The 11,909-nt window shown below is 39.4% G+C and carries 11 protein-coding genes, 1 pseudogene and 1 riboswitch; of the genes and pseudogenes, 8 read left to right on the forward strand and 4 right to left on the reverse strand.

The genetic code is table 11. The features are described 5' to 3' along the window. The first annotated feature begins 111 nt into the window (after positions 1-111). A riboswitch (cobalamin riboswitch) is annotated at positions 112-324 on the forward strand. A gap of 36 nt (positions 325-360) precedes the next feature. From F973_RS12125 to F973_RS12135, 3 genes are all read left to right on the forward strand, one after another. Beyond that, complete coding sequence (locus tag F973_RS12125) at positions 361-2,205, forward strand: TonB-dependent receptor plug domain-containing protein (RefSeq protein WP_004762030.1); 1,845 nt, start codon at positions 361-363, stop codon at positions 2,203-2,205. 102 nt (positions 2,206-2,307) lie between these two features. Continuing rightward, complete coding sequence (locus tag F973_RS12130; protein WP_004762031.1) at positions 2,308-2,895, forward strand: cob(I)yrinic acid a,c-diamide adenosyltransferase; 588 nt, start codon at positions 2,308-2,310, stop codon at positions 2,893-2,895. Between the two features lie 22 nt (positions 2,896-2,917). Then, the gene (locus tag F973_RS12135) at positions 2,918-3,637 is read left to right on the forward strand and encodes a glycerophosphodiester phosphodiesterase (RefSeq protein WP_004762033.1); all 720 of its coding nucleotides are present in this window, start codon (positions 2,918-2,920) and stop codon (positions 3,635-3,637) included. Between the two features lie 64 nt (positions 3,638-3,701). On the opposite strand, the gene F973_RS12140 is transcribed toward F973_RS12135, so the two are convergent. After that, the gene (locus tag F973_RS12140; RefSeq protein WP_004762035.1) at positions 3,702-4,229 is read right to left on the reverse strand and encodes an META domain-containing protein; all 528 of its coding nucleotides are present in this window, start codon (positions 4,227-4,229) and stop codon (positions 3,702-3,704) included. 211 nt (positions 4,230-4,440) lie between these two features. Between F973_RS12140 and F973_RS12145 the strand changes: the two genes are divergently transcribed. From F973_RS12145 to F973_RS12155, 3 genes are all read left to right on the forward strand, one after another. Further along, on the forward strand, positions 4,441-5,610 hold the full coding sequence (locus F973_RS12145) for an acyl-CoA desaturase (protein ID WP_004762036.1): 1,170 nt from the start codon (positions 4,441-4,443) through the stop codon (positions 5,608-5,610). A 136-nt stretch (positions 5,611-5,746) separates the two neighbouring features. Next, positions 5,747-7,189, forward strand: a complete 1,443-nt coding sequence (locus F973_RS12150; protein ID WP_004762038.1) for a protein adenylyltransferase SelO — start codon at positions 5,747-5,749, stop codon at positions 7,187-7,189. A gap of 295 nt (positions 7,190-7,484) precedes the next feature. Further along, on the forward strand, positions 7,485-7,667 hold the full coding sequence (locus F973_RS12155; RefSeq protein ID WP_034432649.1) for a hypothetical protein: 183 nt from the start codon (positions 7,485-7,487) through the stop codon (positions 7,665-7,667). Between the two features lie 3 nt (positions 7,668-7,670). Here F973_RS12155 and F973_RS12160 read toward each other — a convergent pair whose 3' ends face one another. Then, complete coding sequence (locus F973_RS12160; protein WP_004683113.1) at positions 7,671-7,886, reverse strand: hypothetical protein; 216 nt, start codon at positions 7,884-7,886, stop codon at positions 7,671-7,673. 115 nt (positions 7,887-8,001) lie between these two features. On the opposite strand from F973_RS12160, the pseudogene F973_RS14820 reads away from it, so the two are divergent. After that, positions 8,002-8,823, forward strand: a pseudogene (locus tag F973_RS14820) (IS5 family transposase). A gap of 74 nt (positions 8,824-8,897) precedes the next feature. On the opposite strand, the gene F973_RS12170 reads toward F973_RS14820, so the two are convergent. Both F973_RS12170 and baeS read right to left on the reverse strand, forming a co-directional pair. Continuing rightward, on the reverse strand, positions 8,898-9,584 hold the full coding sequence (locus F973_RS12170; RefSeq protein ID WP_004762042.1) for a response regulator: 687 nt from the start codon (positions 9,582-9,584) through the stop codon (positions 8,898-8,900). 46 nt (positions 9,585-9,630) lie between these two features. After that, on the reverse strand, positions 9,631-11,301 hold the full coding sequence (baeS, locus tag F973_RS12175; RefSeq protein ID WP_034432655.1) for a sensor histidine kinase efflux regulator BaeS: 1,671 nt from the start codon (positions 11,299-11,301) through the stop codon (positions 9,631-9,633). A 131-nt stretch (positions 11,302-11,432) separates the two neighbouring features. Between baeS and F973_RS12180 the strand changes: the two genes are divergently transcribed. After that, on the forward strand, positions 11,433-11,792 hold the full coding sequence (locus F973_RS12180; RefSeq protein WP_004762045.1) for a hypothetical protein: 360 nt from the start codon (positions 11,433-11,435) through the stop codon (positions 11,790-11,792). Positions 11,793-11,909: the final 117 nt, after the last annotated feature.

The following is an 11,909-nucleotide window of genomic DNA, read 5'->3' on the forward strand; positions in this document are numbered from 1 at the left end:
CCAATTTAAAATGAATATTTTGAAACCATCGCATTGTAATGCAATTTGACTCACTTGGGGCAAAGTTCATTTCGAAATACGATTGTTTAAAAAACTTTAACACTTTATACTTCGCCCAATATCGCAACAAGTCTAAAGCAAATTCTTTTGCTTATAGGGAAGTTGGTGAAAATCCAACACTGCCCTCGCAACGGTAACACCGAATTATTAATCAAGCTCAACGCCAAATCACTGCGTCGGATCGATGTGGGAAGATGATTAATAGCATCATCATTGTGATGATATAGTGAAGTCCGGAGACCTGCTTGTTGTTCATTTCCACATTAACATTCACGATGGGTGAATGTCTGGAGCGACATCATGTCTACTATTTTTCAACCGACACGTTTAGTTGGTGCTATCGCTATTGCGATGGGGTTTTCTTCAACTACTTTTGCTCAAGATCAATCAACAGAAAAAACAGCAACGCTCGATACAATTGTTGTGACAGCATCTCGTTCTGAAGAAAAGTTAAAGAATGTTCCTGCACGTTTAACTGTAATTGATCAAAAGACCATTGAACAAAACCCCTTATTAAATATATCTGATATAATTCAAAGAGATCCATCGATTTATATTAAACAAAGCGGTGGCTTAGGACAAATTTCTGAAATTTCACTTCGCGGTGCCAGATCAGTACATACTTTAGTCCTTAAAGATGGTGCTCGCTTAAACAGTCAAAATGAACTTGGTCCACTCTATCCTGCATTTTTAGATACAACTAATGTTCAACAAATTGAAATCTTAAAAGGACCTGCATCTGTTCAGTATGGTAGTGATGCGATTGGTGGTGTTGTTCAGTTAATTTCAAAAAAACCTGAAAAAACAGGTGCAGATTTAACTGGCATTTATGGGGAAAATAATACTTATAAAACAATTGCAAATGCCAACTTAGTTACCAATCAAGGTTTTTATGCGCAAATTGGTGGGCAACGCTTAGAAAGTGATGGTACACGCATCTTTGAAAGCCAAGGTAAAAATGAAAAAGCCAGTTATGATCAAAAAGGCTATCATGCCAAAGTCGGTTTCTACCAAGAAAATACCATAGATGCTTCTGTTTCGATTAGTGAAAATAAGGGCACCAGTATTTTCAGTAATGACTATATTACCAACACAGCACAACGCCAATTTGAAAACCGCGTCATTAATGCGAAAGTTGCCTACAATATTTTGCCTGACTTAATCGTAAACGCACGTTATTCAAATGCACAAGATAAGCAGAATGTACCCGCTTATGGTTCACGTTATGATACAGAAAATAATGAAGGTGATTTAAACCTAAAATGGAAATTCACCCCAAATCAAAATATCTTAGTTGGTGCAACATATACAGATGCCAATTATCAAACCAACACTATTCTAAAAGGTGATCAGAGTGTTGATAGCACAGGCTATTACCTCCAACATCAATTTAAAAATGAACATTTTGATACACAAGCGGGTGTACGTTTAGAAGACAATAATCGCTTTGGTGATCATACCGTTGGTCAAGCTGCTGTTCGCTATCATTTCTTACCTAATGCAAGTGTTTATGCGAATATTGGTAGTGCATTCCGTGCACCTACTTTAAATGAGCTTTATTCACAATGGGGGGGCAATGAAAATCTTGCTCCAGAAGAAAGCGTTTCTTATGAAGTTGGTTCTGATTACGATATCACACCGAATATCAGTACCAATATTTCTATTTATCACACAAAGATCAAAAATCTCATTACCTATAATGCAGGTAAAAATGAGAATGTAGCAAAAGCAAATTTCACAGGTGGTGAAGCAGCTATAAAATGGCATCAAGATGATTTATTTTTATCAACACAGTATGCTTATGTGAAAACAGAAAATGAAGCAACTGAATTAGAAATTGCATATCGCCCGCGTCAAACCTTAACTATAACAACAGGCTTAGAAAATGCAATTTATGGTATCAGTGCATCAGTCATCGCACGTGCTAAATCTTATGCAGATTCAGCCAATACAACCCGTGTACCTGGTTATGCAACCGTAGATTTAAATGCTTATTGGAATATCAATCCAAATGTAAAAGTATTTACTAATATTCAAAACGTAGGTGATGTTGAATACCGTGAGGTATTAAATACTTATCCATCAAATGATTGGTACATCAACGGTGGTCGCCTTGCTTCTGCTGGTGTCACATTCCGTTATTAATCGTGTGCTAAAACAATAAAAATATTTTCTTAACTCCAGTTTCGGGATAATGTTCTGACCGGCATTATCCCCTTTTTATTTTAGGACAAGAGCAACAGAACTATGGGACATCGTTTAAGCAAGATTTATACACGCACTGGCGATTCAGGCACAACGGGTTTAGGAGATGGTTCACGGGTTGCCAAGGACGATTTACGCATCACTGCACTGGGTGATGTGGATGAACTGAACGCGACCATCGGCGTGCTCCGCGCACAAATCAGTGCCAGCCAAATTGCAGATAAAGGCCACTGGGACAAAAGTCTGAGCCTGATTCAACACTGGCTGTTCGATTTAGGCGGTGAGGTCTGTATTCCCAACTACCATTTACTCCAACCCGTTTGTATTGAATTTCTTGAAAAAGAAATTGACCGTATGAATGAAAGTCTGCCAATGCTGAAAGATTTTATCCTCCCATCAGGCACTTTGGCCTGTAGTTATGCGCATCAGGCGCGTGCTGTCTGCCGTCGTGCTGAGCGTGCCCTAATGTCGGTGCATACACGCGATCAAAATATTCAGGCAACCGCTTTACAATTACTCAATCGTTTATCAGACTGGTTGTTTGTGGCTTCACGCAGTTTACAGCGTGCCGAGGGTGGTAGCGAAGTGCTGTGGCAGAAGAATATCAATGACAGTATTGATCCAGCATAAAGATGGTTTAGGTAGAAAATAAATGCGAATTATTGGTCATCGTGGGGCACGTGGAGAAGCGCCTGAAAATACGCTGGGTGGTTTTCGTTATTTGCATGATCTAGGGGTACGAGCTGTCGAGTTTGACGTGCGGCAACTACAGGATGGTCAGTTAATTGTCATCCATGATGATAATTTTCAGCGTACCACAGGCCGTTCACAGCATGTTGAAAGTTGTGATCTAGCCACAGCACAGCAGTTTGACCATCGCCATCAATGGCAGGCTTGGGAAAATGAGGAATACACCCCACATTTAACCGATGTGATGGCATGTTTAACCGAGTTTGAACACATTGAAGTTGAAATCAAGGCCGTTGCAGATGAAGCAGCGGCTGAACGCCTGATCTTAAGCCTGCATAATGAACTCAAGGGCTTTGAAAAGAACGCAACCATTACCAGCTTTGATGTGAAGATTTTAACCGCCTTACAGCAACATCACAGCCATTTTAAACGTGGCTTGCTGGTTGAAATTCCACTTGGTGAATATGCGATTGAACTGGCCCAGCAATATGGATGCTGCCAGATTGGCTGGAAAGACCAACTGGCAACCGATGAAATCATTAAACTCACTCACCAAGCAAAACTTGATATTAGCGTCTGGACTGTGAATGATGTGGAACGGGCAAAATATTTACAGCAGTTAGGAATACAAGGCTTAATCACCGATGTACCAAGCACTATGCTCAGATCATTATCCTTGTAAAAATTGCTGTATAAACAATTAAAATATGGGATTGGGGCGAATACATCACCCCTTTTTCTACGATTCATCTTTTAGTTTGTGCCTGAATCAGACGCTGCCCTTTAGCATCAAGCAGATATAAATTTGCACCATCAAACTGGAAACGCTCAACCCGCTGAATGAGATCCATCAAATCCGCTTCCTGTGCCAAAGCTTTAGGGCAACTATCGTGTCCAGCCATAACATGAAAATCAAGTTTCTGCTGGGCAAAGTCATATGTATAACGACCATAAATAGCGTTACAGCCTGTATGACCAGAGACTGTCTTTGTCACCGAGTTAAGTAGGAAACTCGGATACTGATTAAAAAACAATGCACGCCTATTCTGAATGGTCATAATTTGCCATTCAATATCCTGCACACCATCGCTACTTTTACGAACTTGCATAGGAGGCAATTCACTTACACGTTTGGGATGTAAGCTATTTTTAGCGATCTGTGTCGGTTGACTTTGGCATGCCGCAAGTAGCAAAGCACAAGATAATATTAAAGTTTTGTGAAAAAACTTATTCAAAGAATAAATTGTATTTTTCACGCTTATTTGTTCTGACATTGATTTATTTCGCCTTTTAATTTATTGATTAATTCAACAAACGAATTCTGTTACTGTTCTTTCAGTACAACTGTAGAATAATACTAGTGTTATCTAATCTGAGCATGCTAATATCGAGCATAAAATAGCAATATATCGTCATGATTGGTTTTGCTATCTCGTTTGGTTTTTATATCTTGTGTAAACAAGGTTTTTAGGAGCGCTGACGGATATGACTTCCGCCCCACTCAAGAAAGCACCCATTAATTGGATTGCAATTTTCGCATTGGTATTTTTACCAGTTGTTGCACTCATTTCGATTCCAATTTATACCTATTATCATGACTTTAGTATGGGCGCATGGATTAGCATGTTTGTCTTACTAGGTGTAAGCAGTTTAGGTATCACTGCTGGCTATCATCGCTTATGGGCACACCGTGCTTATGAAGCAACCCTACCTTTAAAAATCATTCTTATGATTATGGGTACTTTTGCAGTTCAAAATAGTATCTTATTTTGGGCTTCAGGTCACCGTACCCATCACCGTCATGTTGATGATATCGATCAAGACCCTTATTCGATTAATAATGGATTCTGGTATGCACATATGGGTTGGATGTTACGTAACTACCCTGCTGCCGAACCAAATTATAAAAATGCACCTGATTTGTTAAATGACAAATTAGTCATGTTCCAAGATAAATATTATGTTCCGTTAGTAATTGCTGTCCATGCAGGTATTTTGTTGCCTGTTGGTTGGTTGGTTGGTGATATCTGGGGTGTATTACTTTTAGGTGGTTTAGTTCGTTTGTTCCTTAGCCATCATGTCACCTTCTTCATTAACTCTTTATGTCATATGTGGGGTAAACGCCCTTATACTGACGAAAATACCGCACGTGATAATTTTATCTTAGCAATTCTCACTTGGGGTGAGGGCTATCATAACTATCACCATATTTTCCAGTACGACTACCGTAACGGGGTAAAATGGTGGCAATACGACCCAACCAAATGGTTGATCTGGACCAGCTCTAAACTTGGTCTGGCCAAAAATTTACGCCGTATCCCAAGCTTTAATATCCAGAAAGCTGAACTTGCAATGAAGTTTAAATATGCTGAACAAGACCTCGCCATTTATGGTCACGATGTGAACACTGATATTGCTCAGATGAAACAGCGTATTGCGCAGGAATATGAAGCATTTACACTCACATTAAACGATTGGGCAAAATTGAAAGAACAAGAACTTCAAGCCAAAAAAGCAGCAATGGCAGAGAAAATCAACCAAATGGATCATAAACTTAAAGTCGATTTCCAGTTGCTTGAACATCGTCTTGCTCACCATCGCGAATGTTTGGAAACCTTGATGCGTAACATCAAAAAAGCGCCTGTTTCAGAATAAAAAATGCTCAATAAAATGGTCTCTTTAGAGACCATTTTTTATGCCTATTTAAATATTCAGTTCATGACCACAATTCACTATTTTAGACCTATCTTTGTTATAGTCATCATTCAGCTTCTTGCCATGATATTGAACTATGCATTTCAATCCTCGCTATTCATCTCTCAATTCAAAACTCTATCATCAGCAGCAACCAAGTCCTTTACGTGGTGCAAAAGCAGGTCACTTTAATGAAGCGTTAGCCGATGAATTGCAATGGAATGAAGAGGATAAAGCCAATTGGGTTGAGATTTGTAGTGGGCAAAAAACCTTTGCTGAATTCACTCCATTAGCGATGGTGTATGCAGGTCATCAATTTGGTCAATGGGCAGGTCAATTAGGTGATGGGCGTGGTTTATTGATTGGACAAATTCTCAATCGGCAGGGACAAACTATTGATCTTCATCTTAAGGGTGCGGGTTCCACCCCCTACTCTCGTATGGGGGATGGTCGTGCCGTGCTTCGTTCAGTTATTCGAGAATACTTAGCTGGACATGCACTGAATGCTCTTGGCGTAGCATCTAGCCATGCCGTTGGTTTCACCACATCTACACAAGGTGTACAACGTGAGACTTTAGAACTTGGTGCAATGTTATTACGCACATCTGAATGTCATATTCGTTTCGGTCATTTTGAGTGGATCAACCAATATGCACCTGAACTTTTAACTGAATTTACGCAAAAATGTATTGAATGGCATTATCCAGAATGTTTAGAAGCAGAGAATCCTATTTTGGCGTTCACTGAGGCGGTGGTTGAAAGAACTGCCATTATGATTGCCAAATGGCAATTGGTGGGCTTCGCGCATGGAGTCATGAATACCGACAATTTAAATATTACAGGCTCAACCTTAGATTTTGGTCCGTATGGCTTTATGGAGCGTTTCCGCCCGAACTGGATTAATAACCACTCCGATTATCAGGGTCGCTATACTTACCAAAATCAGCCAAGTATTGGGCACTGGAATTTGTGGACATGGTTGAACAATCTTATTCCTTTAGCTAAGCCTGAGCATAAAGAACACTTCAAACAGGATTTGGCGACTTGCCTAGAAAAGTTTGAACCGACCTTTTTAGAACATTATGGTCAGGGTTTATGCCAAAAAATGGGACTCCCCCATTTTCATAAAGACAGTTTAGATTGTAGTTTTGCATTCTTGCGGATTTTACAAACGGAACAACTCGACTATACGCAAAGTTTTATTCGCCTACAGAACAAGGAATATAAAACCCTCCGTGATGATTGCTTAGATCTACGTCAGTTTGATGCTTTTCTCCATCAATATCAGGAGATTCGCAAAACTCAAGATAGAGACGAGTTAGATCGAGTTATGCAAAGCGCTAATCCTCATTATATTTTACGCAACCACATGGCACAAAAAGCGATTGAACTAGCCGAACGTGGTGATTTTAGTGAGGTTGAACGTTTGTTTAAGCTACTGAATCAGCCTTATCAAAAACAGCCTGAGTTGGAAACTGAACAAGATACTGCACCTTTACCAAGTGATGTGCCTGAAATAATGGTGAGTTGTTCATCTTAATTCTAAACAGTTTTAGTTCCCTTGTGCCGCTATCGCGACTCAGGTGAGTTGTTCGTCTTAAAGAATATCCCGAGAAGAACGTTAAGGGTAAAAAATAATGTCACAACAACAAAGCTACAGTGAATATTTTTATTTCACTGTGGCTTTGTTGCATAAATATTTTGCAAGATACTGATTTTTAAGTGGTTTTCTAAAATTTTAATAAAAATAAATATAATAAAATCATAGTGTTAGCTATTTCTGCAACAAAGCCGATCGAGATTCATTAAAACTGAATGAGCATATTGCTGATGTAGTGGAACAGTTACGACCTTATAAAAATACCTTACAGCAGCTCTTTTTTAATCCTCAATATTCACTCGGTATCAGTGCAACAGGACATATTGAAAATCCACATCACCGACCTGTCAGCGCAGCCAATATTAGACAATTGTTTATGCTAGGTTTGAGTTTAGATGTGGATTATTATTTTGCTTAGTCTCTACCATTGATACTGGGCAAACAATTGAGCGCCCATCCTCTTGGCCTGGTTGGTATTTAGATCATCTGCAATATATTTCAAGCCAAAATTTTGATGCTGTACTGATAAGCCTAAAGCATGGGTCTGAGGTTCAAAATGGATTCCCCATTCTACACCTGTATCCCAATAAGCGTTCAATTGCCAAAGACTATTATATTGATTGCTGATTGAACTCATACCTAAACGCCAATTCTGATCTGACTGATAATTTAGATCAGTATAAATTTTAAAAGGCAGCTTCTGCGTATATTAGACCTCTTGCGAAAGTAAAAACTGCCTCAATATAGATTTCATGAAATATCAGAAATTAAACCGTTTTTCAGATTCTGAATTCAAGCGCTTGGTTGGCGTACCTCGACCAGTTTTTAGTGAAATGGTCGAAGTTTTAAAAGAAGCAGAATCACTTAAAAAGAAATTAGGGCGTCCTCATACTTTAGCTATAGAGGATCAATTATTATTAACACTCAATTACTTACGGAATTACAGCACTCAATTGGAATTGGCTGCAAATTACCATATCGCTGAAAGTAATGTGAATCGAACCATTAAAAAGGTTGAAGATGCATTAATGAAATCAAGGCGTTTTACCCTGCCAAAACGAAGCATTACAACAGCAGACGAACAATTTAACTGGGTCATTATTGATGCTACAGAATGTTCAATAGAACGCCCCCAAAAAAAATCAGAGTAAGTTCTACAGTGGTAAAAAGAAGAAACATACGCTAAAAGCCCAAGTGATCTATCATCCGAAGAGCAAACAAATCATAGGAGTAGATATATCTTCTGGCAGTCAGCATGATATTAAATTGGCAAGAAAAACAGTTAAGAAATTCAAACATTGTGAATATGTTATGACCGATTTAGGGTATTACGGATTAGAGCAAGATGGATTTAAATTGTTGATTCCAATCAAAAAAAGAAAAATTTCCCATTATTTAAAGTTGAGAAAAATTACAATAAAATGATTGGAAAAATACGAGTTGTGATCGAACACATTAATAGTCAATTGAAAAGATTTAGAATACTCAGTGAACGCTATCGAAATAGACGGAAAAGATTCGGTTTGCGCATTAACTTAATTGCCGCACTGGTAAACCGGATGAACTTGCAATAACGACTTTCGCAAGAGGTCTAATGACAATCGATTATTGAATAGAAAGCCCTTTATTAATAAAGGGCTTATATTTTTTACTCATCAGGATATTCAAAACGATAGCCAACTCCATACACTGCCTGAATCCATTCATGGCGATTGCCTGTATCAGCCGCCTCAGTGATCTTGCGACGCAGGTTTTTAATATGGCTGTCAATTACACGATCCGCCACATCAAAGCTATCTGGATTAATATGATCCAATAGTTGCGCCCGTGAATACACCTGCCCTAAATGCTCCAAAAACAATTCCAATAAACGGAATTCTGTCGGTGTTAAAGTGAGTGTTTTTTGCTGATACCAGATGCGTTGCTGCGCCTTATCAATACGGAATAAATCATTTTGTTCAGGTTCAGCGTTACGCTCCAAACGGCGCAACACTGCCTGTACGCGCGCAACCAGCTCTTTCGGGCTAAATGGTTTACAAATATAGTCATCTGCACCCATATTTAAGCCTAAAACACGATCAATTTCTTCAGTCCGTGCTGTTACCATGATAATCGGCAAATCAGACTGTTCACGTACTTTACGGCAAATGGTTAAACCATCCATACGAGGAACCATCAAGTCTAAAATCATGAGACTGGGTTTACGTTGTTGAAACTGGGTATAAGCATCCTGACCATCATGAAACATACTGACTTCAAAACCAGCCGCCTCTAAATAATCCCGAACCAGCTCTGCCAGTTCAACCTCATCCTCAACCAACATAATGTGTTTCATGGTCTTCATCCTATCCATTATCCTCAAGCAAAGAGGAGCTAAAAAGTTATTTGATCTGTTTTGGGAAAGTCAGCACACAACGCAATCCACCTAAAGGTGAATGATTAAAAGCAAGTGAACCACCTAAAGCCTGCGCAAGTTTACAAGACAAAGCCAAACCTAAACCTGTTCCGCCAGTGCTACGGGTACGGGAGTCATCCACACGATAAAAACGCTCGCCTAAACGCGCCAACTGCTCATCACTTACCCCAAATGGGCTATCATCCACATACAGTACCCATTCATGCTCATTTTGTTGAGTGTGAATCTGTATTTTTCCACCCTGTTCCGTGTAACGCACACAGTTCCCTAACAAATTGACGATAATCTGTTTAAAGCGGTCACGGTCTAAAGATAACAACGCACCCTCACCTGACAGTGAAACTTCCAAGTGATTCTGCTCAAAAGTCGATTTAAAGTTGTCAACCTCCTGCAACACCACATCCCAAGGGTTGACTTCAGCAAAATAGCATTTCAACTGCTGTGCATCTGCCTGTGCCAAATCCGCCAAATCTTGTGTTAGCTTCTTTAAACTACTCACTTGACGCATCATTGCATCAAGGTGCTCGGGGGTTGCTTTACGAATTCCATCCTGCATCGCTTCAATCTGTGCTTGTAACACAGCCAAAGGGGTTTTTAATTCGTGAGAAGTATCTGCCACCCATTGACGGCGAGACTCTTCATGCTGATGCAAAATATCAGCCAAATGATTCAGTTGATTAGATAAATCTCCCAATTCATCATTTCGCTTAATCATAACCTGATGTTGGTAATTTCCACGCGTTAATTCCAACGTCGCATTGAGCAAACGTTGAATTGGCTTTTTAAAATAAGTTGCCATCAATAATGCAGCCACCAAACTGGAAAGCACCGTTAAGGCATAAACTAAAAGCAAATAACGCTTTTGGTTACTAAAGAAATTGATACTTGATGCATCATCCTGATCCAATACGGGTTTTAAGCCGAGATAACCCACAACTTTTTGATCGACCAAAATTGGACGATAGGCTATTTGATCAGTTGCAGGTTCGCCCACAATAAATTGGTGTTTTTCATCATATAAAGACAGTCTTGAACTTAAACCTAAACGATCTGGAATTGATACAAAACGCTTTTTAACGTGTTCAGATGATGAACTAGATTTGCTCTCTTGCTCGTCATCTTTCGCATCTTTCTTTACTCGAAATTGGCTCGGACTCAAAGGAAAACGTAAGCCTTCAAAGGGTTGATATTCTGATGGTAAATTTTGTTTAAGAATCTTTAATTCTTCATCATTAAAAATCTGACGATTTTTTAATTCGGTGTTGTTTTGAGCTAAAGTGGGTGAAAGCGATAATAATGTATGGTCATTAAAATAACGTTGCTGTAAGGCAATATCATACTGACGGCGCAACCACCACTGAGACAAGCGATCATAATCATCAGGTGCTGCGTTCCCTTCAATTTGTAAAATCTGCGCCTGAATGGCATTCCCCCAGTCATGATAAACCGTATAAACATTACCTAGATTCGCAATCAAACGATCTAATTTTTGCATTTCCACATCAGCAACATAACGTGCAAAGTTCTTTTGCATGGTCCAATGCAATACCCCTAAACTGATTGTTGCAATCACTAAGGTAGTGAGTAATACCGTTAAAAATAAACGTATGGCTAAAGGCATGCGACGAACATTCAAAAGCGAAATCTCAATAGTGTTCTATTTATGGATTGTAACCAACATGGTTCAAAAAAACTCTCCATTCTTTCTTCATCTTTATTATCTAATCTTTAACAATCGAATCTTAACTGACTACGTAGGATAAAATAATGAACAAGACAAAAATTGTATTAATGACAACTCTTCTCGGTTCTGTTTTAGGTTTGGCTGCCTGCCAAGTAACACCTTCAGAACAGGGAATGAATCATGATCGCCACCGCCACGAAATGCAACGTCAACCACCAACCCCTGAACAACGTGCAGAATGGCAAGCTAAACGCGAACAACGTCAAGAACAACGAGAACAAATGCGTGAAGAACATCGACTACAGAGAGCACAGATCGAGAAAGCCTGTCAGGGCAAACGTATTGGTGACCGTGTCAACATCCAATGGAACAACCGTACCATTGAGGGGACATGCGAAGTGCGCTTTACCCCAGATCAGGCCAACTTTAAACGTCAGGCTTAATTACCTCTCCCTCCTCTTCCTCAAGGGCGCATTAAGCGCCCTTTTTTTGTCTACACAGCTGCTTACGATTTTCGACATGCAGTTCGAGTTAAAACCTAAAAAATCACCTACAATCTA

The organism is Acinetobacter sp. CIP 102129 (genome assembly GCF_000368305.1).
Classification (GTDB): Bacteria; Pseudomonadota; Gammaproteobacteria; order Pseudomonadales; family Moraxellaceae; genus Acinetobacter; species Acinetobacter parvus.